This is a genomic window from Variovorax sp. OAS795 (genome assembly GCF_040546685.1).
Classification (GTDB): Bacteria; Pseudomonadota; Gammaproteobacteria; order Burkholderiales; family Burkholderiaceae_C; genus Variovorax.
This window is the reverse complement of sequence record NZ_JBEPOH010000002.1, coordinates 568,488-591,276: the sequence shown is the minus strand read 5'-3', so window position 1 is coordinate 591,276 and position 22,789 is coordinate 568,488. Positions and strand designations below refer to the sequence as shown.

22 protein-coding genes and 1 pseudogene are annotated in these 22,789 nt (G+C 65.1%); 6 read left to right on the top strand and 17 right to left on the bottom strand.

Annotation, left to right across the window (positions count from 1 at the left end):
* Positions 1–9: 9 nt before the first annotated feature.
* From ABID97_RS28350 to ABID97_RS28330, 5 genes are read right to left on the bottom strand one after another with little or no spacing between them, the layout of a single operon-like run.
* Positions 10–1,005, bottom strand: a complete 996-nt coding sequence (locus tag ABID97_RS28350; RefSeq protein ID WP_354402791.1) for an amidohydrolase family protein — start codon at positions 1,003–1,005, stop codon at positions 10–12.
* A gap of 18 nt (positions 1,006–1,023) precedes the next feature.
* Positions 1,024–1,539: an aromatic-ring-hydroxylating dioxygenase subunit beta gene (locus ABID97_RS28345; RefSeq protein ID WP_354402789.1), complete on the bottom strand. Its 516-nt coding sequence runs from the start codon at positions 1,537–1,539 to the stop codon at positions 1,024–1,026.
* Positions 1,536–2,846: an aromatic ring-hydroxylating oxygenase subunit alpha gene (locus tag ABID97_RS28340; RefSeq protein ID WP_354402787.1), complete on the bottom strand. Its 1,311-nt coding sequence runs from the start codon at positions 2,844–2,846 to the stop codon at positions 1,536–1,538. The genes ABID97_RS28345 and ABID97_RS28340 overlap by 4 nt, the downstream gene beginning before the upstream one ends.
* 29 nt (positions 2,847–2,875) lie before the next feature.
* Positions 2,876–4,129: an NAD(P)/FAD-dependent oxidoreductase gene (locus ABID97_RS28335; RefSeq protein ID WP_354402785.1), complete on the bottom strand. Its 1,254-nt coding sequence runs from the start codon at positions 4,127–4,129 to the stop codon at positions 2,876–2,878.
* Positions 4,126–4,443 carry a non-heme iron oxygenase ferredoxin subunit gene (locus ABID97_RS28330; protein ID WP_354402783.1) on the bottom strand — a complete coding sequence of 106 codons (318 nt, stop codon included), beginning with the start codon at positions 4,441–4,443 and terminating at the stop codon, positions 4,126–4,128. Before ABID97_RS28330 ends, ABID97_RS28335 begins: the two co-directional genes overlap by 4 nt.
* A gap of 385 nt (positions 4,444–4,828) precedes the next feature.
* On the opposite strand from ABID97_RS28330, the gene ABID97_RS28325 reads away from it, so the two are divergent.
* The 6 genes from ABID97_RS28325 (at position 4,829) to ABID97_RS28300 (ending at position 12,494) form a co-directional block, all read left to right on the top strand.
* Positions 4,829–7,210 (top strand): xanthine dehydrogenase family protein molybdopterin-binding subunit, encoded by a 2,382-nt coding sequence (locus tag ABID97_RS28325; RefSeq protein ID WP_354402781.1) that lies wholly within the window; start codon positions 4,829–4,831, stop codon positions 7,208–7,210.
* Positions 7,207–8,058 (top strand): FAD binding domain-containing protein, encoded by an 852-nt coding sequence (locus ABID97_RS28320; RefSeq protein ID WP_354402779.1) that lies wholly within the window; start codon positions 7,207–7,209, stop codon positions 8,056–8,058. Before ABID97_RS28325 ends, ABID97_RS28320 begins: the two co-directional genes overlap by 4 nt.
* 6 nt (positions 8,059–8,064) lie before the next feature.
* Positions 8,065–9,282 carry a xanthine dehydrogenase family Fe-S subunit gene (locus ABID97_RS28315; protein WP_354402777.1) on the top strand — a complete coding sequence of 406 codons (1,218 nt, stop codon included), beginning with the start codon at positions 8,065–8,067 and terminating at the stop codon, positions 9,280–9,282.
* Between the two features lies 1 nt (position 9,283).
* Positions 9,284–10,090: an alpha/beta fold hydrolase gene (locus ABID97_RS28310; RefSeq protein ID WP_354402775.1), complete on the top strand. Its 807-nt coding sequence runs from the start codon at positions 9,284–9,286 to the stop codon at positions 10,088–10,090.
* 84 nt (positions 10,091–10,174) lie between these two features.
* Complete coding sequence (locus ABID97_RS28305; RefSeq protein ID WP_354402774.1) at positions 10,175–10,702, top strand: MarR family winged helix-turn-helix transcriptional regulator; 528 nt, start codon at positions 10,175–10,177, stop codon at positions 10,700–10,702.
* A gap of 1 nt (position 10,703) precedes the next feature.
* On the top strand, positions 10,704–12,494 hold the full coding sequence (locus tag ABID97_RS28300) for an acyl-CoA dehydrogenase (protein ID WP_354402772.1): 1,791 nt from the start codon (positions 10,704–10,706) through the stop codon (positions 12,492–12,494).
* 176 nt (positions 12,495–12,670) lie between these two features.
* On the opposite strand, the pseudogene ABID97_RS28295 reads toward ABID97_RS28300, so the two are convergent.
* The 12 genes and pseudogenes from ABID97_RS28295 to ABID97_RS28240 all read right to left on the bottom strand — a co-directional run bounded on the left by ABID97_RS28295 (position 12,671) and on the right by ABID97_RS28240 (position 22,774).
* Positions 12,671–13,430, bottom strand: a pseudogene (locus tag ABID97_RS28295) (tRNA-uridine aminocarboxypropyltransferase).
* 150 nt (positions 13,431–13,580) lie between these two features.
* The gene (locus ABID97_RS28290; protein WP_354402770.1) at positions 13,581–13,880 is read right to left on the bottom strand and encodes a hypothetical protein; all 300 of its coding nucleotides are present in this window, start codon (positions 13,878–13,880) and stop codon (positions 13,581–13,583) included.
* A gap of 104 nt (positions 13,881–13,984) precedes the next feature.
* On the bottom strand, positions 13,985–14,341 hold the full coding sequence (locus ABID97_RS28285) for a hypothetical protein (RefSeq protein WP_354402768.1): 357 nt from the start codon (positions 14,339–14,341) through the stop codon (positions 13,985–13,987).
* A 195-nt stretch (positions 14,342–14,536) separates the two neighbouring features.
* Positions 14,537–15,091, bottom strand: a complete 555-nt coding sequence (locus tag ABID97_RS28280) for a hypothetical protein (protein ID WP_354402766.1) — start codon at positions 15,089–15,091, stop codon at positions 14,537–14,539.
* Positions 15,092–15,221: 130 nt separating this feature from the next.
* A complete protein-coding gene (locus ABID97_RS28275; RefSeq protein WP_354402764.1) occupies positions 15,222–16,196 on the bottom strand; it encodes a Bug family tripartite tricarboxylate transporter substrate binding protein in 975 nt (324 codons plus the stop codon).
* A 66-nt stretch (positions 16,197–16,262) separates the two neighbouring features.
* Positions 16,263–17,441, bottom strand: a complete 1,179-nt coding sequence (locus tag ABID97_RS28270; protein WP_354402762.1) for a thiolase family protein — start codon at positions 17,439–17,441, stop codon at positions 16,263–16,265.
* Positions 17,438–17,827, bottom strand: coding sequence for a Zn-ribbon domain-containing OB-fold protein (locus ABID97_RS28265; protein ID WP_354402760.1), 390 nt, complete (start codon positions 17,825–17,827; stop codon positions 17,438–17,440). Before ABID97_RS28265 ends, ABID97_RS28270 begins: the two co-directional genes overlap by 4 nt.
* Positions 17,824–18,630, bottom strand: coding sequence for an enoyl-CoA hydratase/isomerase family protein (locus ABID97_RS28260; protein ID WP_354402758.1), 807 nt, complete (start codon positions 18,628–18,630; stop codon positions 17,824–17,826). Before ABID97_RS28260 ends, ABID97_RS28265 begins: the two co-directional genes overlap by 4 nt.
* Positions 18,627–20,321, bottom strand: a complete 1,695-nt coding sequence (locus ABID97_RS28255) for a long-chain-fatty-acid--CoA ligase (protein ID WP_354402756.1) — start codon at positions 20,319–20,321, stop codon at positions 18,627–18,629. The genes ABID97_RS28260 and ABID97_RS28255 overlap by 4 nt, the downstream gene beginning before the upstream one ends.
* Entirely contained in the window at positions 20,318–21,484 is a 1,167-nt protein-coding gene (locus ABID97_RS28250; RefSeq protein ID WP_354402754.1) for an acyl-CoA dehydrogenase family protein, read from the bottom strand. The genes ABID97_RS28255 and ABID97_RS28250 overlap by 4 nt, the downstream gene beginning before the upstream one ends.
* Positions 21,481–22,323, bottom strand: coding sequence for an SDR family NAD(P)-dependent oxidoreductase (locus tag ABID97_RS28245; protein ID WP_354402752.1), 843 nt, complete (start codon positions 22,321–22,323; stop codon positions 21,481–21,483). Before ABID97_RS28245 ends, ABID97_RS28250 begins: the two co-directional genes overlap by 4 nt.
* A gap of 22 nt (positions 22,324–22,345) precedes the next feature.
* Positions 22,346–22,774 (bottom strand): MaoC family dehydratase, encoded by a 429-nt coding sequence (locus ABID97_RS28240; RefSeq protein WP_354402750.1) that lies wholly within the window; start codon positions 22,772–22,774, stop codon positions 22,346–22,348.
* Between the last annotated feature and the right edge of the window lie 15 nt (positions 22,775–22,789).

Below are 22,789 nucleotides of genomic sequence, written 5' to 3'. Positions count from 1 at the left end.
AGTGAAGTGTCAGAACTGCAGCAGCGCCAGGTCTTCCGGGCTGCCTAGCTTGAAGAGCCGGCGCGCATTGCCATGGCACACCTGCGCCCGGGTCCTGTCGTCGAGCGGTGCGTCTTCAATGAAGGTGCAGGCCGCGGCGGTTGACTCATAGGGGTAGTCCACCGAAAAGAGCACGGCCTCTGCCCCGAGCTCGCCAATGGCACCCAGCAATGCCGGTGCAGAGCACACCCCGGACGTGGTGATCAGGATGTTGCTGCCGATGTACTCGCTCGGTTTGCGCGCCAACTTGATGCCGGACGGATACGCGGCGAAGCGGCTGTCCATGCGCCAGCGCTGGTATGGCAGGGCCTCCCCCATGTGGCCCAAGACCAGGGTGAGGCGCGGGAACCGGTCGAACACCCCGCCGAACAGCAGGCGCAACGCATGGCCCGCCGTCTCCACGCCCCAACCCCACGCAGCGCCCTGGAGCACCGGCATGCCTTCCAGCAGAGCCGGTGCCTGGCTGAACGCGTTGGGATGCAGATAGATGGGCACTCCGAGCGCCTGCGCGCGCTCCCAGAACACATCGAATGCGCTACCTTCGTAGTAGCGGCCCAGGGTATGGCCGTTGATCATTGCGCCTTTGAAGCCATACTCGACGACCGTTCGTTCCAGCTCCTCTGCTGCGGCGGCCGGATCCTGCATGGCCACGTGGGCAAAGGCGGCGAAACGTTGCGGATGGCGCGACACGCGTTCGACGAGGAACTCGTTGTTCTCGCGCGCTCGGCGGATGGCGGTGTCGCGATCCGTCTCAGCCTGTACACCAGGCATCGTTTGCGACAGCACGACGTACTCGATGTTCCCTGCGTCCATCTCCGCAAGGCGCTGGTCGTCGAAGTCGGCCAGCCTGGCGTCGAGCTTGGCGACGAATTCGGCGGGAAGCGCTCGCGTATAGGGAGCCGAGTACGCGTCGAAGCCGGGAGCGGAGAAGTGCTCCTCCAGCGCGATTTTTGGGGTTTGATTCATAGTCTTTCCTAAGTGGCCTCAGACCGGGTACGCCAAGGCGGTGTCGAGAATTTCCGTGTCGTGGACCACTTCGCGGCTGGCAAGGAGCAGCCGGTCGCCTTCGCGCACGAAGCGGTCGTGATAGACCCCGGCGAGATGCACCGTCGATGGGCCCTCCACCAGGGTCTGCAGCAAGATGAAGGGCGTCTGGGAGCTGATAGCGTCTCCTGTCTCTTGCAGTACGCGCGCAATACCCAGGACATGCAGCATGTGTCGCGGCGCGAACATCTGCGAGTGCGCTACGGCAAGGGCGCGATCGATGATCATGTTCAGGCCCTCGCAGTAGATGAGTCCCACGGGCATGTTCAGAAGCGCGTTCTGGCGCGATGTCACGCGGTACGTCGCTTCCTCGCTGAAGAAGTCTGGCCAGCGTTCGACCTCGTTCGCATCCAAGGCAGCGCAGTATTCGACGTGAAACGACTCGATCTCGGCGCGCAGCTCGGCGGCGCGTCGCGGCGAGATGCTGGCCTTGGCATAGGCGAGCCGCTCCTTCATGCTGCTTTCTCCGCGACACGGATGTCCATCACGTCCCGGTAGTACCGGTAGAGGGAGCGGATACAGGACTCTGAAATGAGATTGCGTGCCGTGCCCTGATGGCCGGCATCGAGCTTGACGACGTTGTTGCCAGTGGACGAGTTGCGCAGGCCTTCCTGCACGAACTTCAATGCCTCGTTGTCCTCGAGGCCCAGGAAGCCGGCCGGGCCCATCAGGTTGCCCTGACGAAGGCGGTGCCGGGTCATTTCCGGTGTGTCATTCTCGTATCCGAACATCGTCCACTGCATCACCATGCTGTTCGGACCGTTCGGGATGATCTGGCGCACACCCATCGTGTTCATCTGGCGTTGAACGATGAGATTCGGCCACATGGTCATCATGTTGGCCGACCAGGGCGAATTGAACTCCCGTACATAGTCCAGGAACCGTTCATCGCGCAACCGGAGGTTGTCGCTGAAGGATCGCATCTCCGCCTTGTCGTCGGCGGCGACAGTGGCATAGATCTCGTCCGGCTTGGCCGATGCCATGAAGCCATGGCGACCGTGCGCCTTGTCTGCAAACACGATGGACTTGATGCCGGGAACCAGCAGGCCGAACACCACGAGAAACGAATGAAGCAGGGTCGCGTGGTATGGATCCTTGAGGTTCTCGTGGTACATCTTCCAGTTGCACGGGAGCTCGTTGCGGCAATAGCCCAGGATCTTGAGTCTCTTGCCCGAAAAGGGGACGTCGAACTCCTCGACGATCTCCTTGGTCATGTACTCCTCCAACGGGGGGGTCTTGTCGGAGTAGGTGGCGAAGATCACACCGTTGCGTGTGGCCACGCGCAACTGGCGGGTGCCGTGGTCGGCGTTCTTGAAGTCCGCCGGCATGCCGCCCACCTTGTTGATGCCGCGCTTGAACGGGACGCCCTGCAGGTTTCCCTTGAGGTCGTACGACCATTGGTGGTAGGGGCAGACGAATTCCTTCGTATTTCCCTGGCTGGAGCGACAGAACTCCGCGCCGCGATGGGCACAGCGGTTTTCGAAGACGGAAATCGTGTTGTCCTCTGCGCGAGCGATCACGACGGCCGTGGCGCCCACATACCCGCGCTTGTAGTCGCCCGGGTTGGGAATCTCCGCTTCCAGGGCGACAAAGTTCCAGGTGTCCCCCCGAAAGATGCGCTCGATCTCCTGGTCATAGATCGCCTGGCTGGTGTAGACCCAGTCCGGAATGTTGTTCATGGCGTCCGCTGGCCAGACGCACTGTTCCAGGGGCGGGTTCTTTCGGGCATTCGTGATGCCGATGAGCGCCTGCGATTGATACATGAAAGCTCCTTAGCTTTGAGAGAGGTGGTTTAAGCGGGTGTCGCGGTGTCGGCTTGCATCTGCTTGGCCCAGGCGCGCAGGTTGGTGGCGTCCCGTTGAAAGTCCTCCAACCGCACGGGCTGCCCGCGTTCGAAGAGAGGGCGAACGGCTCGCAAATCGGCGCCTGCATTGATGGCGACGCCGTGCAATGGGACAGAACCCCGATGGCCGATCCACAGCACCTTGTCGTTGGCGGGGTCGCCGCGGCGCACATATTCGAGATCGCGGGACGGCAGGCCCAGCATCTGGATGTTGTGTTTTCCCTGGTCGGTCCAGAACCAGGGCAGCGCGGGCGCAGGAAGAGGCGCGCCCAGCATGGCAGCGGCGGCAGTGCGCGCCTGCTCATTCGCGTTTTGCCAGGATTCGATGCGCGTTGGCACAGCCTGGCCCGGGCGACGCTGGCTGGTGCAGTCGCCACATGCAAACACGTGTTCGTTGCTCGTGCGGCAGGACGCGTCGACCAGAATGCCGCCGCCTGCCGCGATCTCCAGCCCCGCATCGCGGGCCAGCGCGTCGTTGGGAGAGAGGCCGATGGCAATGATCACCTCATCCACTTCAAGATCGCCAGTGCTGGTGGTCAGGCACAACCGATCGACGGGCACTGAATGAACGCCGCTGCAGGAAGCGCCGAGCAGGAGCCTTGCGCCCGCCGCCCGCATTCGCGATGCAAGCCATGCCGACGCCCCCGGCGGCACAAAGCGATCGAGCAGGGATGTCGCACGTTCGATCACCGTCACCGAAGCGCCTGCGGACAGTGCCGAGTTGGCAATTTCGAGGCCGAGGAAACCACCGCCCAGAATCGCGACCCGCGGCGTTCCTTGAAGGGCTGCCCGCAGCCTGCGCGCGTCATCCTGGGTGCGCAGGTAGTGCACACCCGGACGGCCGGCCGTCGCGGCTGCGAGCGTGGTGGCCTCACCGCCGGTGGCGATCAGGCAGATCTCGTACTCGAGCACCTGCCCGTTCGCAAGGCGAACCTGCTGCTGCAGAAGATCCAATGCAACCGCATCGCTGCCGCTGCGCAGGTCGATCTTGCTGCGCGTCCAGGATTCGTCCGTGAGGACGTCGAGCCTGGGGTCCCCGGCAGCCACCAGGGCGGCCTTGGACAAAGCCGGGCGCTCGTACGGTCTGTGGCGCTCCCGACCCAGCATCGTGATGCGCCCGCTGTAACCATGCTCGCGCAGGGCCTGGGCCGCCACGGCTGCCGACTGGCCCGCACCGACGATGACGATGCCGCGCGAGGTCATTTGCCAGCAGGCGACAACACGTAGATGTGGTCGCCCTCCCGCTTCACGGCGTAAGTGCGCAGGTCCACGGTGACCGGCGCACACATTGCTTTGCCCGTCCGAATGTCGAAGCGGCCCTGATGCAAGGGGCATTCGACACAACCGTCTTCCACGTACCCCTCCGACAGCAGCGCGGTGGCATGGGTGCACAAACTGTCCGTGGCGAAAAACTCGTCATCGATCCGGTACAGCGCAACACCGTGGCCAGCGACGTCGACCGTCTTCGCTTCATCGTTGCTCAGCTCCTGCGCCGAGGCGACCTTGATCCAATCCATGGCTCCATCCTGCTGTTGAAAGACCTAAAATAAATACTCAGTGAACTGTCATATTAGGCGGATCAGATCGTCTTTTCAAGTACGGGTTTGTACTTGGTGGGGCTGCACCAGAGTGGATGAGGTTGCACCTGGCCGACGGGTGAAAAGGGTGCGTAGCCACTGGCAAACGCACCGAATGAGTGAAGTCAATGTGTCAGGGTTTTCATCGAGAACCGCTTGCTTCACAGGCCGGATCATCACGTCTATACTTCTGCACGTGTACTGTCATAAAATAGAACGGAAGTCATGAAACGGAGCGGCTGGCGCTGAATCGCCGACACAGTGCCTCCGTGCCACGCATGCCGTGCGGCGCGCCCGGGAAAATCAGTCAAGGAAAAGGAAACGCATGAACCAGGCAGACATTCCGGCGAGAGTGCTCAAGCGCGAAGGCATCGGAGCCCGGGTGCCTCGCAAGGAGGACGCGCGCCATATGGTGGGCAAAGGCAACTTCGTGGGCGACTTCGTGCTGCCGGGTCTCCAGGAGGTCGCGTTCCTGCGCAGCCCTCTGGCGCATGCCACCATCACGGGTGTCGAGATTCCGGAAGAGCTCGCGGGCAAGGTGTTCTTGCGCGAGATGATGCTGGACGCGGCGGACATCGGCTCGCCTTCTTCGCTGCCCACATACCAGTACTCGGCCTTGCCGCCGCTGGCTTCGGGCAAGGTCCGGCATGTGGGCGAGGCGATCGCCATGGCTGTTGCGCCAACCCGTGCAGTGGCGGAAGACCTGCTCGAGGAGGTGCAGGTTTGCTACGACGAGCTGCCCGTCTACCACGGCGCCGAGTCCTCGCTTGCGGCGACGGATGACTTCCTTCACCCCGGGTGGAAAGACAATGTCTTTCTCACGCTGCGGGCCAATCGCGACTTCGATGAGCTTGCCGCGAAGGCGGAGGTGAAGGTCAGCCGCACCGTCGAGCTGTCGCGTCAGTGCATCGTGCCGCTGGAGGGAAAGTCGGTGCTGGCCTACTGGGACTTCCAGGCCGATCAACTCGTGGTCGTCAGCGCGACGCAAGTCCCGCATCTGCTGCGCGTCGGTATCGCCCAGCACCTCTCGATGAACGAGGAAGCGGTGCGCGTGGTGTCCCCTGATGTCGGGGGCGCCTTTGGCTACAAGGGGCAGCTGTACCCCGAAGATCTGTGCGTTGCCTGGCTGGCCAAGACGTACCGAACGCCGTTCCGCTATCTCGAGGATCGGCGCGAGCATCTGATCGTCGGCGCCAACACGCGGCAGCATCACTACCAGCTCACTGCCTACGCGGATCGGACGGGAAAGCTGCTCGCTTTGGACGCTGTCATCACCATCGACGGCGGTGCGTATTCCTACTATCCGTTCTTCGTCGGTCTGGAACCTGGCCAGGCGATCGGTAACCTGCCGGGCCCCTACACCTTCCGCGGCTATCGCTGCGAGACTTTGTGTGTCGCAACCAACAAGCCGGGCTTCATGGCCTACCGCGGCGTGGCGCGCACCGGCGTGTGTTTCGCGATCGAACTTCTCATGGATGCCGTGGCGCGTGAAGTGGGCCGAGAGCCCTGGGAGGTCCGCATGGACAACCTGGTCCCCGCCGCCGCCATGCCCTACGTCAACGTGGCCAACAAGCACTTTGACAGTGGCGACTTTCCCGCGAGCCTGCGCCGAGCCGTGGAGATGATCGGACTCGCTGCAGTCCGCGAGCGGCAAGCCCGGGGAGAGCCGGACGGACGCCGGATCGGGTTCGGAACGGCAACTTATACGGAGCAGTCTGCCCACGGCACGACTGTTTTCGCCAACTGGGGGTTGCCGGTTGTGCCTGGCTTCGATCAGGCGGTCGTCAGGATGACCGCGGATGGCGGACTGGAAGTGCGCGTCGGCGTGCACTCGCATGGCCAAGGCATGGAGACCAGCTTTGCGCAGATCGCCAACGATGTACTTGGCATTCCTGTGTCCCGGATCCGGGTCGTGCATGGCGACACCGCGCTCACGCCCTTCTCCTCGGGCACCTACGCCTCCCGGGCCACCGTCATGTCGGGCGGCGCCATCTCGACGGCGTGCAAGGAACTGTTGCCTCGCATCCAGTCGATCGCCGGGTATCTCATGGGCGTGGACCCGCAGACCGTCGCATTGGTCGAGGGGTTCGCCGTCGCCGGGGAAAAGTCGATTCCCCTGTCCACAGTGGGCGGCGCGTGGTATCTCACGCCACAGGACCTGCCCGAGAACGTTCATCTCGGTGGACTGGAGGTTTCGCGTGCGTACAAGCCCAAAGTCGACACGGGTACCTTCACGTATGCCACCCATGCCGTCGTTCTCGCCGTCGATACGCAGACTGGCGAGGTCGAGATCCTCGACTACGTCGTCGTCGAGGATTGCGGCACCATGGTCAATCCGATGATCGTGGAGGGGCAGACCATCGGGGGCATCGCGCAGGGCATCGGCACCGCGATGTATGAAGAAAGCCCATACGACGACCAAGGCCAGCCCCTGGCTTCCACGCTGGCCGACTACATCTTGCCTGGCGCCACGGAAGTGCCGCGCATCCGTATCGAGCACTTCGAGACACCTTCGCCTCACACCGAATTCGGTGCCAAGGGCGTGGGGGAGGGGGGTGCAATCGCGCCGCCGGCGGTGATCTTCAATGCCGTAAACGACGCGTTGCGAGGCACAGGTGCTGCCGAGGTGCTGATGACGCCCCTGACACCGCGTCGCTTGCTCAAGGCCCTCGAAAGCGCGAAGCTAGAAGCGGAGGTCGTCAGATGAAGGCTGCGAAATTTGCATACACGCGGGCCTTCGACGTGGATGAGGCGATCGAGTTGCTGGCCAACGGCGGCGGCACGGCAAAGGCGATGAGTGGAAGTCAATCCTTCGGTCCGATGCTCAACTTGAGACTGGCGCGACCGGCTCAAGTGGTCGACGTCGCCAATATTGCAGCGCTGCGCGCGGTCAGTCGCAAGGACGAGTGGGTCGAGATCGGCGCAGCCGTCACGCATGCCGAGATCGAGGATGGCGTGTACCCGCCGCTGGCGGCGCATCCCATGCGTCAGGTCGCAGGAGGGATCGCTTACCGGGCGATCCGCAGCCGCGGCACCGTCGGAGGTAGCTTGGCGCATGCAGATCCTGCAGCGGACTGGGTCGTGACGCTCGCTGCACTTTGTGCGCGCATCGTGGTCAGGTCGCCGCGTGGAGAACGCACGATCGAGGCGGACGGCCTCATGCTCGGCGCCTATACGACGGTGCTCGAGGCTGACGAGTTGATCGTGGCCATTCTTGTGCCATCCGAGACGCCCACGACGCGCTGGGGGTATCACAAGGTCTGCCGCAAGCCTGGCGAATTTGCCGAGGCCAGTGCCGCAGCTTATTTCGATGTCTCGCGCAAGCGTGCACGCGTCGTTCTGGGGGCCACGGACGGCCCACCGATCCTGTTGAATGAATTCGCAGTGGAAGTTGCCAGCAAGGGTGCGCAGGCTGCAGAGCGTGAAAAGGTCCACGCGGCCGTCAGCGCCGCTCTCCCTGATCGCGATGCCATCGACCGGAAGCTCTTCACGGCCTGCGTCGAGCGCGCACTCGAGCAATCCGACGTTTTTTCCAACCTCAAGATTGCGGAGTAAGCAGACTTGGACTCCATCTCTATTCAGGTCAATGGCCGCGGCTACAGCCGGCGCGCCGAGCCGCGGATGCATCTCGGCGACTTCCTGCGGGACGAACTGCGCCTCACAGGAACCCACCTTGGCTGCGAGCATGGCGTCTGCGGCGCCTGCACGGTGCTCGTCAACGGGCAACCGACACGCTCATGCATCACTTTTGCCGTGGCGTGCGAGGGCCAGGAGGTCACCACCATCGAGGGCTACGACGATGATGCAGTGATGCAGAGGCTGCGCCCGGCGTTCACGCGTCACCATGCATTGCAGTGCGGCTTTTGCACACCCGGAATGCTCACCACGGCGCGTGACATCGTGCTCCGCGTGCCCCATGCCGACGAGGCGCGCGTGCGCCTCGAGCTGTCCGGGAACCTGTGCCGTTGCACCGGATACCAGGGCATCGTGGACGCCATCCTGGATGTGCTGCAACAGCAGCGTGACACCCCCGACACGCAAGTCGAAAACCTGCGAAAGGCACTGAGCTTGCCGCGGACCATTGCAGTGGACCGGCTCACGTCACCGAATCAGGCGCAGCTGCCCGCCCGATCCCCCGCCAAGCCGCCAGCGGCGGATCCGGTGGCTTCCGCGGAAATGGCGGAGGTCGATCCCGTCGCGATGGCCAAGGCCAAGGCCAAGGGCAACGCGATCGAAGTGCATTTCGATGTGCCCTATCCGGCGGATCAGGTGTGGGAGTTCATGGGCGACCTGCCTGCGGTTGCCTCCTGCTTGCCCGGTGCAACCATCGACTCGCACGAAGGGGAGAGGGTCAAGGGCACCATCGCGATCAAGTTCGGTCCGATGTCGGCGGCCTTCGCCGGTGCAGCGCGGCTGGAGCGTGACGACGTTGCCAGGCGCGCAGTGCTGCGTGGTGCCGGCCAGGACAGCCTGAGCAAATCGCGCACCCAGGGAGACATCATCTATCGCCTGGAAGCACTGTCGGCCGGCAGCACCCGTGTCCACGTGGACATGATCTATGCCCTTCAGGGTCCGCTCGCTCAATTCTCGCGCTCCGGGCTCGTGAAGGATTTCGTGCGCCGCATGGTCGCGGACTTTGGAAAGCAGATCACGCGAAGGCTGGGCGGGCATACGGGTGCTTCCAGCGAACCACAACCCACGGTTTCCGTCGCCGGGATGATGTGGAGCGTGCTCTGGAGTCGTATCCGTGGCTGGTTTGGAAAGTCGCCGCAGGCCTGACATGGGTCGCTTTCTTCATGGCTATCACGTCCGAGCGAACGGGGTGCGGCTGCACCTCTTGCGCTACGGAGGGCAGGGCCCTCGACTGCTCCTGTTGCCCGGAATCACAAGCCCCGCGATCACGTGGGGCTTCGTCGCCGAGCGTTTGGCGCGGCACTTCGACGTCCATGTCCTTGACTTCCGTGGGCGCGGTCTGTCCTTCAGCGCGCCCGGGATGGACGCGAGCCTTGACGCCATGGCGGCCGATGTGCTGGATCTGCTGGGCGTCCTGGGGTGGTCGTCCGTGACGGTACTGGGTCACTCAATGGGCGCCCGCGTGGCGATTCGCGCCGCAGCGCTCGATCCGGGACGCATGGCCAGGCTGCTGCTGGTCGATCCGCCAATGTCCGGCCCGGGCCGCCGACCTTACCCAGTCCCTCTGTCTTGGTATGTCGAGTCGATCCAAATGGCTGTCAGCGGCATCACGGCCGAAGAGCTTCGCCCCTATGCACCCACTTGGACAGACGAACAAGTGCAGCTTCGGGCCGAATGGCTTCATACGTGCGACCAGGGTGCCATCGTCCAGGCGCATGCTGGCTTCCACAAGGACGACATTCATGCTGATCTACCCAAACTGCAGACGCCTGGACTTCTGATGGCGGCGGGGCGAGGAGGGGTGATGCTGCCGGAAGATTTGGCGGAAATCGAGGCTCTCGCGCCTGGATTGTTGCAATGCACCGCATTGAACGCTGGGCACATGATCCCGTGGGATGACGAGGAAGATTTCCACCGCTTGCTTGGTGAATACCTGAAGGTCGACCTGCGCTAGGGCAACCTGAAGCGCGCTTGTTTCCATTCACAAGCAGGGGAGTCGATAAACTCGTCGGCCGCCACTATCAGCGATCTCGAGACAATGACAAAGCGCTCTCCCGCTCACAAAAAGACACCCGGTTCCGCCGAAGTGACCAAGCCCCCGGTCCTGGAGCCCTTCAATCCATTGCGCCAAGTCATGTGGCGCCGCCCGGGTTTCCTCATCCGCAGGTTGACCCAGATCGGACAGGCGATCTTTTTTGATCTATGCAAGTCCGAAAGCATCACTCCGCTGCAGGTCGGCATGCTGACGGCGCTTTCGATGAACCCTTGGCTGGATCAGAAAGCGATCGGTCGAGAGCTTTCGCTGGACCGGACAACGACGGCGGAAGTTCTGAAGCGTCTCGGTGACAAAGGGTTGGTCGAAACCCGCGTCAACCCGGACGATCGTCGATCAAGGCTTTCGGTAATCACCACGGATGGACTCAACCTGATCAACGACTTGCAAGAAAGCATTCACCGCTCTCAAGAACTGCTGATCGAACCGCTGTCGCCAGAAGATCGCGTTGTTTTCATGAGGTTGCTCGCGCAGCTCGTGGATGCTCATGAAAGGAAGGAAAAGGAAAGTTGAGATGAGCTACACCGCCCCCCTCAAGGACATGCTGTTCGACATCGAGCACCTGGCCAACATCGGCGAGATCGCCAAGCTGCCCGGCTTCGAAGACGCCGGCCTCGAGACCGCGCAGGCCGTGCTCGAGGAATGCGCGCGCTTCAACCAGGACGTGGTTGCGCCGCTGAACGTGGCGGGCGACCGCAACCCGTCGTCCTTCAAGGACGGCGAGGTCGTGACCACGCCGGGCTTCAAGGAAGCGTTCGCGCAGTACGTGTCGGGCGGCTGGCAGGGCCTGCAGCATCCGGCGGACTTCGGCGGCCAGGGCCTGCCCAAGACCATCGGCGCGGCCTGCGGCGAGATGCTCAACTCGGCCAACATGAGCTTCGCGTTGTGCCCGCTCCTGAGCGACGGCGCCATCGAGGCGCTGCTCACAGCCGGCTCCGACGAACTGAAGGCGGTGTACCTGGAGAAGCTGGTGAGCGGCCAGTGGACCGGCACCATGAACCTCACCGAGCCGCAGGCCGGCAGCGACCTGGCCATGGTGCGCAGCCGCGCCGAGCCCCAGGCCGATGGCACCTACAAGGTGTTCGGCACCAAGATCTTCATCACCTACGGTGAGCACGACATGGCCGAGAACATCGTGCACCTGGTGCTGGCCCGCGTCACCGGCGCGCCCGAAGGCGTGAAGGGCATCAGCCTGTTCGTGGTGCCCAAGTTCATCGTCGGCAAGGACGGGTCCCTGGGCGAGCGCAACGACGTGCACTGCGTGAGCATCGAGCACAAGATGGGCATCAAGGCCTCGCCCACGGCGGTGCTGCAGTACGGCGACAACGGTGGCGCCGTCGGTTATCTCGTAGGCCAGGAGAACCGCGGCCTCGAGTACATGTTCATCATGATGAACTCGGCCCGCTATGCCGTGGGCATGCAGGGCATCGCCATTGCCGAGCGCGCCTACCAGCACGCCGTGGCCTACGCCAAGGACCGCGTGCAGAGCCGCCCGGTCGACGGTTCGATCAACGCCAGCGCGCCGATCATCCACCACCCCGACGTCAAGCGCATGCTGATGACCATGCGTGCCTGTACCGAAGGCTGCCGCGCCATGGCGAGCGTGGCTGCCGCCGCCTACGACGCCGCGCACCATCACCCCGATGCGGACGCGCGCAAGCAGAACCAGGCGTTCTATGAATTCATGGTGCCGCTGGTCAAGGGCTACAGCACCGAGATGAGCCTGGAAGTGACCTCGCTGGGCGTGCAGGTGCACGGCGGCATGGGCTTCATCGAGGAGACCGGCGCGGCGCAGTACTACCGCGATGCCAAGATCCTGACGATCTACGAAGGCACCACCGCGATCCAGGCCAACGACCTCGTGGGCCGCAAGACCGCGCGCGACGGCGGCCAGACCGCCAAGGCCATCGCCGCGCAGATCGAGAAGACCGAGGGCGAGCTTGCGAAGCACGACAGCGCAGCGGCCGCCGCGGTGCGGAAGCGCCTGAAGGCCGCACGCGAGGCCTTCGTGCAGGTGGTCGATTTCGTCGCGGGGCAGACCAAGGCATCGCCGAACGCGGTGTTCGCGGGCAGCGTGCCCTACCTGATGCTCGCGGGCAACCTCATGGCCGGCTGGCAGCTCGCACGCTCGCTGGTCATCGCGGAAGACCTGGCCTCGCGCAACGTCGATACCGCCTTCATGCAGGCCAAGGTGGCCACGGCGCGCTTCTATGCCGAGCACATCCTGAACAAGGTGCCGGGGATGCGCGACAGCATCGTCGAGGGTGCGGAGAGCGTGACGGCGCTGCCAGCCGATATGTACTGACGAAAATGATGTGCAGGCGAAGCTCTTTTTGCCAAGCATCGATTCCTCGTTCTTGTGGCCGTCGGGACGGAACGGCCGTAGCCGGCCACAAGACGTCGGTCAGTCTGTACACGAATTCAGCCTCCGGAACTGGAGCGCCATGGGCGTTCAGCTCTGCCAGCAGTTCCTTTGAGCACCTACCCCAGAGATCCCGTTGGCAGGTGCGACGCCTCGTGCAATTGCTGGTGGGCCAAGCCATCCCACACGATGGGCTGTTGGTTTTTCGCGTGTAGATAGTGGTGGGTAAACACCGCCAGGTAGGCCTCCAGCGTTTGCTCGGCAACGCGTTCGCCCGCGAGCTTCATGCACAGGGCGGCCACCTCGCTGGTGCAAAGGTGGTCGGTGCGCCCGGAGCTGCGCAGCTTGTATTGCGATGTCCGGTCGGGCTCCAGGCTCAACACCGGCAGTCGGTCCAGGTAAGGGCTTCTTCGGAACATCTTGCGCGCCTCGGACCAGGTCCCATCCAGCACGATGAAGAGCGGGCGCTTCTGCCGAGCGTCATCCAAGAGGCTGTCGGGAGGATCAACGGTGCGCACCACCCGTTCGGGCGCTGCGTACTGGCCCGGAAACACGACGTAGGGCTGCCATTGCGGGTCACTCAACAAGGCCAGGAGGTCTCGGTCGGCGTCGGTGCGCGTCCACCCAAAGGCGAAGGTATCGGCCACCACATCGGCGACCAACCAGCCCGTGTTGCTCGGTTTGAGCGGCTCGATGTCCGCCATGAGCAAACACACCCCTGCGCGCGTGGGTCAACGAAGGGCGCACGGAACACATGCAATGGCTGGGCACCAGCCGGCAGTCCACGCAGCGCTCGCGCTTGAAGCCGCCACGGGCAAGAAAGGGTTTGGAGCTGCGCGCCAGGCGGGCGGAGCGCAGGCGGGCGACTGCATGGGGCATGCGGAGATTCTCGGGCATCCTGGAACGGCAAGCGGTCCGGAACCGAACAGACATCATTGCACGGGCCCTCGAACGTCGGCTACCCGTCGAAATCAGCAGCGCGGCAAACGACCGGTTGAGGCCGAATGTTGCCTTTCCCACTTAGCTCCACTACGGATACCAAACAAGTGAGGAGCCCTCTGACAGCGCACCCTCATAGTGCTTCTTGAACGCATGCATCCGCGGGTCGTTGAGCGATTCAACCTCGATCGGTCGCCCAGCGGCGACGTGCACTTCGATGAATCCAAATCGCGCCAGCTCTGATGTGGCTTTGTCCTCTCGAGAGATATTTTCTTCTTGTGCCAGAAAAAGCATAAGCCTATGTGTGGCACCGAGGGTGGGCGCTTCCCATTCGTAGTCGCCTTCTCCGGCGTACGTCGCCTCAGCCCCGTAAACATAAATCTTGGTCATGCTGGCTCGCAACCGTGTGAAACTGCAGACATTGTCGATCGGGACAAGGCTTGACTTGCTCGGCTCGAAAACGTTGCAGCAGGAGTACGCCTAACCTCAGAATTTCAACCTGACTCTAAGGCGGAATCCGCCAATCGGAACGGCTGAGTGAAGCGGACACCGTTGAACGTGTGTGTACAGCATTTGCAACTCGGAGCCAGGCTGGACGGTCCGAGCTTCGGATTGACTCGTAGCAGAAGGCCGTCGTCGACATAGAGGCCACTGTAGTAGGACGACTCCCCCACGCGAACGAACTCACGACGATCGCGTTCAGTCAACGCAACCAACCAGAAAATCGGCTCGGGACGATCGAGCCGGCTAGCCGCTTCTGAGTAAATCTCGTTCCAAGACTTGCCTACATTCGCCAGCAGGAACTTGAAAAGAGGCGTGTAGTCACGGCCGCGATGCACGTTGGCGTGCATTGAACTTCGCTTTGCGTCGGAGAGGGCTTGGTCCTTTGCGTGTCGCTGGTCGCGATAGTCTCCACCGATCCTTCTTTGCGGCCGGTGGGCCGTTGTATTCTCCTTGCGAAAGAGGGGGGGACTTGTGCATTTTGAGGAAGAGCGAATGGGAGGGGCACAGCCAACTTCAGCGACTGGCCAAATGCTCGCCAAGGGCTATCGGACGTGCCCGGCAAGTTCGTCGACCAGCTTGTGTGCATCACGCAAGCCTTCGAGCTTGAGCGGAGGTCTCCCACTGAAAACCAGTTTGATGGGCTCGAATCTGGATGCTTGTCGAGCCGATTCAAGGTCTTTCAGGAAGAGACGATGCTCGTCTACCGCGGACCGGAAAACGAGGTAGCCGTCGACGACTTCAACCTCGAAGTCTTCGGCCGATTTCATGTTCTGGGCATGAATCTGGTCGAGCTTCCAATGAAAAAAAGCGGATGCGCCGAAGGCGAGGGCGGCGAGAGGTGCTGCGCGGATCCCCAGCTGCGAGATTGATACGACGAAGACACCTAGCGCGATTGAATGGCCGTAGAACATCCTCAAGTTCTTTTGACCTTCCAGTCGCTCCAGGTAGACAGGATCCAGTCGGTAGATCATTCGCGCGAATAGGGCTTCATCGTTGGGCGCGAATGTAGCCAATGGTCGGGCGCCGGTGACGACGCCCGGGAACGAAACCCGGTGGCCGTGACGAAAGTCCGATTTTGTCGCGTCCTGGGAGAACACATGACACCCACAGTCACGCGCAACGCTGCGCCTACTTTTGGACGGACGCCCGTTCGGACCCCACGCCAGAGCCACGCCGCGAGGTGCATGGCCCATTGAAGCGAAGTTCCGGCGCCTCAGGGCGCCGCCCTCACTGCGCCACGCGGATGTTGGCGTCCTTGATGATCTTTGCGTAGATGGCGGCATCCCCGCGCACCACCTTCTGGAACTCTTCGGGCTTGCCGCCCGCCACCTGCAGGCCCAGCGCCTCGATCTTGGCGCTGACCTCCGGCAGGTGCACGATGCGGTTGATCTCGTCCGAGAGCTTCTGCACCACGGGGGCCGGCGTGGCGGCCGGCAGGAACACGCCGAACCAGCCATACGGATCGAACGAGTGGTAGCCCAGTTCGGCAAAGGTGGGCACGTCGGGCAGGCCGGGCATGCGCTGCGTGCCGGTCACGGCCAGCGGCCGCATCGACTTGAGGTGCGGCCGCGCGGTCGCGCTGTCGATGAAGGCCGAGGCGAGCTGGCCGCCCACCAGGTTGGTCACGAGCGGCGCGGCGCCCTGGAACGGCACGTGCACCAGGTCGATGCCGGCCTGCATGTTGAGCAGCGCCCCCTGGATGTGCGAGGAGGTGCCCGCGCCGTAGCTGCCGAAGTTGTACTTGCCCGGGCTGGCCTTGACCAGCGCGATGAAGCTCTTCAGGTCCTTGGCCGGTGAGTCGAGCGGCACGGCCAGCATGCTGGGGCTGCGCGCGATCATCGTGACCGGTGCGAGGTCCTTCAGCGGGTCGTAGGGCAGCTTTTCCATGAGCGTCGGCTGCTGGATCAGCGCGGTGATGGCAATCAGCACCGTGTAGCCGTCCGGCGCCGCCTTGGCAACGACGCTGTTGCCGATGGTGCCGCCCGCGCCGGGCCGGTTCTCCACCATCGCGGTCTGCCCCCAGGCTTCCTGCAGCTTCTGGCCGATGGTGCGCGCGAGCGTGTCGGTGGCGCCGCCGGCGGGGTAGGGCACGATCAGCTTGATCGGCTGCGCCGGGTAGGGCGTTTGCGCCAGTGCCGGCGCGGCCAGCAGCGCAGCCAGGCCGGCGGCCAGGCAGAGTCTTCGCATCTTCGATGTCTTCACGGTGTTTTGTCTCCTCGGGTGGATCGGAAAAATTTCAGCGCATCGCTTCGCGCACGCAGATGCAAGTCACAGGGCCTCCGCGGTGCCCAGCACGGCGGTGGCCTGGCTCGACAACATGCCGCCGTTGCCATGCGCGACCGCGGTGCGCGCGTTCTTCACCTGGCGCTCGCCGCAGTCGCCGCGCAGCTGGCGCACCGCTTCGATCAGCGCAAAGATGCCGTACATGCCGGGGTGCACGCACGAGAGCCCGCCGCCGTTGGTGTTGACCGCGAGCCTTCCGCCCGGCGCAATGGCGCCCTCGGCCACGAAGCGGCCGCCCTCGCCCTTGGGGCAGAAGCCCAGGTCTTCGAGGAACAGCAGCGTGTTGATGGTGAAGGCGTCGTACAGCTGCACCACGTCCATGTCCTTGGGCGCGAGGCCGGCCATGGCAAAGGCCTCGCGGCCCGACTGGCTGGCTGCGGTGGTGGTGAGGTCCGCCATCGATGAGATCTGCCGGTTCCACACCGCCGTGGCGTTGCCCAGCACATAGACCGGCTTTTTCGGCAGGTCCCTGGCGCGTTCGGCGCTCACCAGCACGCAGGCGCCCGCGCCATCGGTGACCAGGCAGCAATCGCGCACGCCGAGCGGATCGGACACCATGCGCGCGCCTAGTACTTCTTCGCGCGTGAGCGGCTCGCGCATGAAGGCCTCCGGGTTGAGCCCGGCCCAGGCACGTGCCGCCACCGCCACGTCGGCGAGCTGCTCGCGCGTGGTGCCGAACTCGTGTATGTGGCGCGATGCCGCCAGCGCGTAGGCCGAAACGGGCAGCATCGGCTCGTAGGGATGCTCGTAAGGCTGCGGGTCGAGAAAGCGCCGTGCCGCCACGATCTCGCGCCGGCCGAAGGCGGCGCTGCGCTGCGCGCTGCCGTAGCAGATGAGCACCGCGCTGCACTGGCCCGAACGGATGGCCTGCATCGCAGGCAGCAGGTGCGCGATGAAGCTGCTGCCGCCCAGCATGGTGCCGTCGATGTAGCGCGGATTGAGGCCCAGGTATTCGACCACCGGCAAGGCCCACATCGCGGCCGAGGCGCTCGCGGTGCAGAGGCCGTCGATGTCGCGCATCTGCAAGCCCGCATCGGCCACGGCCGCGCGCGCGGCGCGTGCGAGCAGTTCCATGTCGGTGAAGCCCGGCATCTCGCCGCAGCCGAAGGTGGCGGCGCCTGCGATCGCGGCGCTGCCGCGCAATGCCTTGAGTCCAGCGCTCATGCCGCTACTCCTTCGATCGCATCGAACAGCACCAGCCCGCGGCCATCCTTCACCTGCACCCGCGCCTTCACGCGCTGGCCGATGCGCACGGCGCCGGGCGCGAGGTTCTCGATGCGGCTCATGAGCCGCACGCCCTCGTCGAGCTCGACCAGGCTGACGTTGAGGTCGCCGCCGTCGGACGGCTTGCGCCGCACGGTCGTCACCGCATGCACGGTGCCGAGCCCGCCGGGTGTCTTCCATTCGAGCGCCGCGCCGCCGCAGTGCGGGCAGTTCTCGCGCGGGTAATAGACATGGCGGCTGCAGTCGCCGCAGCGCTGGAGCAGGAAGCGGCCGGCGTCCAGCTCGCCTTGATGGAAGGCCTGTACGCCGGTGGTGTTCTCGGTCATGGGTTCGGTTCCTTGTTCGCGGGCCATTGGAAGGCCAGCGGCTTCTTGTCGAGAAAGCGGTGCACGGCGTCGCGGTGCTCGGCGCTGCCGAAGGCCAGCGCCTGCACGTTCGCCTCGGTGTCGAGCAGCGCGGCCAGCGCGCCCGCATCGCCGGTTGCGCGCTTGACCAGGCTCACCGCGAGCGGCGAGGCGCCGGCAAAGCTTTCGGCCAGCGCCAATGCGCGCGGCAGCAGCTGCTCGGGCGCATGCAGTTCCATGGCGATGCCGAGTTCGCGCGCCTCGGCGGCGCCAACCTCGCGTGCCGACAGCATCAGCTCGCGTGCGCGCTGCGCGCCCACCACGCGCGGCAGCGTGTAGAAGGCGCCGCAGTCCGGCACCAGGCCCAGCTTCAGAAAGGACATGCAGAAGCGCGCACGCGGGCTCGCCAGCACGAAGTCGGCCGCGAGCGCCAGGCTGAAGCCCGCGCCATAGGCCGCACCATCGACCGCGGCGATCACGGGCTTGTCGAGCAGGACCAGTTCGCTGAACCAGCGTTGCGTGGCCTGCATGCGGCCGCGCCAGCCGGCGTTGTCGAGCTTCGCATCGGCAATGCCGCGCAGGTCGCCGCCCGAGCAGAACTGGCCGCCAGCGCCGGTGAGCACCAGGGCGCGCACCTCGGTGTCGGCGCTCACCTGTGCAATGGCCCGTGCGAGGTCGTCGCGCATGACGGGGGTGAAGGCGTTGCGATTGGCGGGCGTGTCGAGCGTCAGCAGCGCGGTGCTGCCGTGGCGCTCGTAGCGCAGTGCGGTGAAATCGTTCGTCAAGTGGGCTCCTGGGCGGCGGCGCGATGGGCTTCCTGCAGCTCGCGCCAAAGAATCTTTCCGGTGCCGGACTTCGGGAGGCGGTCGAGAAACTCGACCACGCGCGGCGCCTTGTAGACGGCCATGCGTTCGCGGCACCATGCGACGATCTCTTCCTCGCCGACAAGGCCGCGCTGTGCGGGCTTGAGCACCACCAGCGCCTTGACCGACTCGCCGCGTTTGCCGTCGGGCACCGCGATCACGCAGGCCTCGTGGATGGCCGGATGCTCGTACATCGCGTTCTCGACCTCGGTGGGCCACACCTTGTAGCCCGAGGCGTTGATCATTCGCTTGAGACGGTCGCGCAGGAAGAAGTAGCCTTCCTCGTCCATCGAGGCCAGGTCGCCGGTGCGGAAGAAGCGCTGGCCGCCGATCTCGATGAAGGCCTCGCGGTCGGCCTCGGGGTTGCGCCAGTAGCCTTTCATGACCTGCGCGCCGCGCGTGACCAGCTCGCCGGTTTCTCCGGGTGGTAGTTCCTCGAACGTGACCGGATCGACGATGCGCGAATCGACACCCTGCGTGGGCATGCCCAGGCACTGGCGCTTGCCGCGCGCGGGCGGGTTCGCATGCAGGAACGAGGCGGTCTCGGTCAACCCGTAGCCTTCGTTGTACGAAAGGCCATGGCGTTGCTGGAGCATCGCGGCCACGGCTTCGGGCATCGCGGCGCCACCGCCCGACAGAAGCGCGAGGCTGGAGAGGTCGCGCTGGTCTGCTTCAGGGTGGGAGAACAGGTCGATCACCATCGCCGGTGGTGCCGACCAGGCCGTGACCGCATGGCGCTCGATCAGGCGCGCGGCCATGGCCGGGTCCCAGCGCGGCATCATCACTGCCGTGGCCCCGAGGAACATCGGCAGGTTCATGCCGTTCTGCAGGCCCAGCATGTGGAAGAGCGGCGCGACGGCGAGCGTCACGGTCTCCACGTGCAGCTGCTTCCACACCGCCGAGGATGCGAGCGAAGCCAGCAGCGTGGCATGCGTGTGCATGCAACCCTTGGGATGGCCTGTGGTGCCCGAGGTGTAGGGCAGCACCGCGAGATCGTCGGGCGACAGCGGCAGATCGGCGGGCACGAGGCCGGGCGCGATCGCCTGTTCGAAGCCATGCAGCCGCGCATCGTCGAGCGGCGCGCGCGGCGCCGTGACCCACTCGGGCAAGACGTCGTCGCCCACACTCGCATCGACCGCATCGGCGTAGGCATGCACGAGCACGGCGCGCAGCTCGCCGTCGCCTTCACCAAGGGTGAGCGCGGCCAGCAGGTCCTGCGCGACGCAGGCCACGCGCGCGCCGCTGTCGAGCGCATGGTGGCGCACCTCCGCGGCCTTGCTCATGGGGTTGACCGGCACCACCACGCCGCCGGCGCGCAGCACGGCATAGAAGGCCGTGACGAACTGCGGGCAGTTCTGGCTCGCGAGCAGCACGCGGTCGCCCGGCGCCACGCCCAGGCGCTGCTGCAGGTAGGCAGCCAGGGCATCGACGCGCTCGCGCAGCCGCGCGTAGGCAAGGGTGGTGCCGCAGTAGGCGATGGCCGGCTTGTCGGGATAGCGCCTGGCGGCGGTGTCCAGGTAGTCGGGCAGCCTGGCGCGTGGCACGCGCAGATGGCGTGCCACGCCCTTGGGCCAGAAGCGGAAGTGCGGCGGCTGACCGGCTGTGGCGCTCATTGTTTTTCGAGCGCGCGGGCGATGATCTCTTTCATCACCTCGTTGGCGCCGCCGTAGATGCGGCCGACCCGCACGTCGGCATACAGCCGCGCGATCGGGTATTCGTTCATGAAGCCGTAGCCGCCGTGCAGCTGCAGGCATTCGTCGACGATGCGGCAGCAGGTGTCGGTGGTCCACCACTTGGCCATGGCTGCGGTGGGCACGTCGAGCTCGCCGCGCATCAGGCGGGCGATGCAGTCGTCCACGAAGGCGCGCGCCACCTGCGCCTGCGTCTCGCACTCGGCCAGCTTGAAGCGGGTGTTCTGCATCTTCAGGAGCGGCTGCCCGAACACCTGGCGTTCGCGCACGTAGTCGAGCGTGTCCGCGATGGCGCGCTGCATGGTCGCCACCGCGCCGACGGCGATCAGCATGCGCTCGCGCGGCAGCTGCGCCATGAGCTGCGCGAAGCCGGCGCCCTCCTGGCCGCCCAGCAGGTTGTCGGCCGGCACGCGCACGTCTTCGAAGAACAGCTCGGTGGTGTCCAGCGTCTTCTGGCCCATCTTGTCCAGGAGAGGCCCGCGGCGGAAACCCGCCGTGCCCTCGGTCTCGACCATCAGCAGCGAGATGCCCTTGCCACCCGCCGCCGCATCGGTCTTGGCCGCGACGCAGACCAGGCCGGCATGCATGCCGTTGGTGATGAAGGTCTTGCTGCCGCTGATGCGCCAGTGCTCGCCATCGCGCCGCGCCTGCGTCTTGATGCGCTGCAGGTCGGTGCCGGCGCCGGGCTCGGTCATGGCGATGGCGGCCACCAGCTCGCCGCTGGCCATGCGCGGCAGCCAGCGCAGCTTCTGCGCCTCGGTGCCGTAGGCCAGCAGGTAGTGCGCGACGATGCCGCTGTGCACGTTGTTGCTGAAGCCCTGTGCCATCGCGCGCATCTGCTCCTCGCAGATCACCGCCTCGTGCAGGAAGCTGCCGCCGCCGCCGCCGTATGCCTCGGGGATGCTGGCGCACAGCAGGCCGGCCTGGCCGGCCTGGGTCCAGATGCCGCGGTCGGCGTGGTGCTGCGCGCGCCAGCGCGGTTCATGGGGCACGCATTCGCGCTCGAAGAAGCGCCGCGCGCTGTCACGCAGCATCTCGAGTTCCTCGTTCATCCACGGCCGCGTGGCAACGGCCCCGCCGGTCATGGCCGCCCGCCTCCGCAGACCAGCACCTGGCCGCTCACGTAGTTCGATTCGGGAATGCAGAACATGTAGACCGCGCCGGCCGCTTCCTGCGGCGTGCCGCCGCGGCCGAGCGGGATCATGGCTTCGGCGTTCTTGAGGATCTGCGGGTTGACGCCGACCTTGATCTGCCGGCCCTCGATGTCGATGCTCGCGCCCGCGCTGGCATCGGCCTCGGTCAGCCGGGTCTTGATGAGGCCGAAGGCCACGCTGTTGACCGTGACCTTGTAGCGGCCCCATTCCTTGGCCATGGCCTTGGTCAGGCCGTTGATGCCGGCCTTGGCGGCCGCGTAGTTGGCCTGGCCCGCGTTGCCGTACACGCCGGAGGTGGACGAGATGTTGACCACCTTGCGGAACACCTCGATCCCTTCGTCGGCTTCGCGCCGCGCGGCATCCCGGATGAAGCCGGACGCGGCACGCAGGATGCGGAAGGGCGCAGTGAGGTGCACCGCGAGCATGGCTTCCCACTGCTCGTCGCTCATCTTCTGCACCACGTTGTCCCAGGTGTAGCCGGCGTTGTTGACGATGATGTCCAGGCCGCCGTAGCTTTCGACGGCGGTGCCCACGAAGCGGTCGGCAAAGCCGTTGTCGGTCACGCTGCCGGCACAGGCGATGGCGCTGCCGCCCGCGGCCACGATGTCGTTGACGGTCTGCGCGGCCGGTTCGGCGTCCAGGTCGTTGATGACCACGCGCGCGCCGTCGCTCGCCAGCTTGAGCGCGATCTCGCGCCCGATGCCGCGGCCGGAGCCGGAGACGATGGCGACCTTGCCTTCGAGTTTTCTGTTGTTGCTGCTGCTGTTCATGGGGTGTCTCCTCGGGGATGTGTCAGGGCCAGGCGACGAGGGCTTCGCCACTCAGCTTGATGGCGCCGTCGGCGTTGGCGGTCGCGATCTTCAGGCGCACGCTGCGGCGGCCTTCGTGCTCGAACTTCTCGTCGACCGTGCCGGTGCAGCGGATGCGCTCGCCCACCAGGGTGAGCGCGGCAAAGCGCACGTCGAGCGAACGGATCGCCGTCTGCGGCACCCAGCAGGTCAACAGCCGCGCGAGCCAGGCCGCCGAGAGCATGCCGTGCGCAAACACATCGGGCATGCCGGCGGACCTGGCGAAGTCGATGTCGACGTGGATCGGGTTGTGGTCGCCCGAGGCGCCGCAGTACAGCGCCAGGTCGAGCCGGCTGATCGGCGGCAACACGAGCGGAGGCAGGGCATCGCCAGGCTGCAGCGCGCGCCAGTCGGGGAGTTTGGCGGTGGTCATCGTCGTGCTCCGGTC

What these genes read in the sequence shown, in the direction of transcription:
- ABID97_RS28255 (WP_354402756.1), bottom strand. Translation starts at nt 20,321, where the DNA reads ATGAGCGCCACAGCCGGTCAGCCGCCGCACTTCCGCTTCTGGCCCAAG.
- ABID97_RS28345 (WP_354402789.1), bottom strand. Translation starts at nt 1,539, where the DNA reads ATGAAGGAGCGGCTCGCCTATGCCAAGGCCAGCATCTCGCCGCGACGC.
- ABID97_RS28320 (WP_354402779.1), top strand. Translation starts at nt 7,207, where the DNA reads ATGAAGGCTGCGAAATTTGCATACACGCGGGCCTTCGACGTGGATGAG.
- ABID97_RS28240 (WP_354402750.1), bottom strand. Translation starts at nt 22,774, where the DNA reads ATGACCACCGCCAAACTCCCCGACTGGCGCGCGCTGCAGCCTGGCGAT.
- ABID97_RS28245 (WP_354402752.1), bottom strand. Translation starts at nt 22,323, where the DNA reads ATGAACAGCAGCAGCAACAACAGAAAACTCGAAGGCAAGGTCGCCATC.
- ABID97_RS28350 (WP_354402791.1), bottom strand. Translation starts at nt 1,005, where the DNA reads ATGAATCAAACCCCAAAAATCGCGCTGGAGGAGCACTTCTCCGCTCCC.
- ABID97_RS28325 (WP_354402781.1), top strand. Translation starts at nt 4,829, where the DNA reads ATGAACCAGGCAGACATTCCGGCGAGAGTGCTCAAGCGCGAAGGCATC.
- ABID97_RS28270 (WP_354402762.1), bottom strand. Translation starts at nt 17,441, where the DNA reads ATGAGCGCTGGACTCAAGGCATTGCGCGGCAGCGCCGCGATCGCAGGC.
- ABID97_RS28300 (WP_354402772.1), top strand. Translation starts at nt 10,704, where the DNA reads ATGAGCTACACCGCCCCCCTCAAGGACATGCTGTTCGACATCGAGCAC.
- ABID97_RS28340 (WP_354402787.1), bottom strand. Translation starts at nt 2,846, where the DNA reads ATGTATCAATCGCAGGCGCTCATCGGCATCACGAATGCCCGAAAGAAC.
- ABID97_RS28335 (WP_354402785.1), bottom strand. Translation starts at nt 4,129, where the DNA reads ATGACCTCGCGCGGCATCGTCATCGTCGGTGCGGGCCAGTCGGCAGCC.
- ABID97_RS28265 (WP_354402760.1), bottom strand. Translation starts at nt 17,827, where the DNA reads ATGACCGAGAACACCACCGGCGTACAGGCCTTCCATCAAGGCGAGCTG.
- ABID97_RS28290 (WP_354402770.1), bottom strand. Translation starts at nt 13,880, where the DNA reads ATGACCAAGATTTATGTTTACGGGGCTGAGGCGACGTACGCCGGAGAA.
- ABID97_RS28310 (WP_354402775.1), top strand. Translation starts at nt 9,284, where the DNA reads ATGGGTCGCTTTCTTCATGGCTATCACGTCCGAGCGAACGGGGTGCGG.
- ABID97_RS28250 (WP_354402754.1), bottom strand. Translation starts at nt 21,484, where the DNA reads ATGACCGGCGGGGCCGTTGCCACGCGGCCGTGGATGAACGAGGAACTC.
- ABID97_RS28330 (WP_354402783.1), bottom strand. Translation starts at nt 4,443, where the DNA reads ATGGATTGGATCAAGGTCGCCTCGGCGCAGGAGCTGAGCAACGATGAA.
- ABID97_RS28285 (WP_354402768.1), bottom strand. Translation starts at nt 14,341, where the DNA reads ATGCACGCCAACGTGCATCGCGGCCGTGACTACACGCCTCTTTTCAAG.
- ABID97_RS28305 (WP_354402774.1), top strand. Translation starts at nt 10,175, where the DNA reads ATGACAAAGCGCTCTCCCGCTCACAAAAAGACACCCGGTTCCGCCGAA.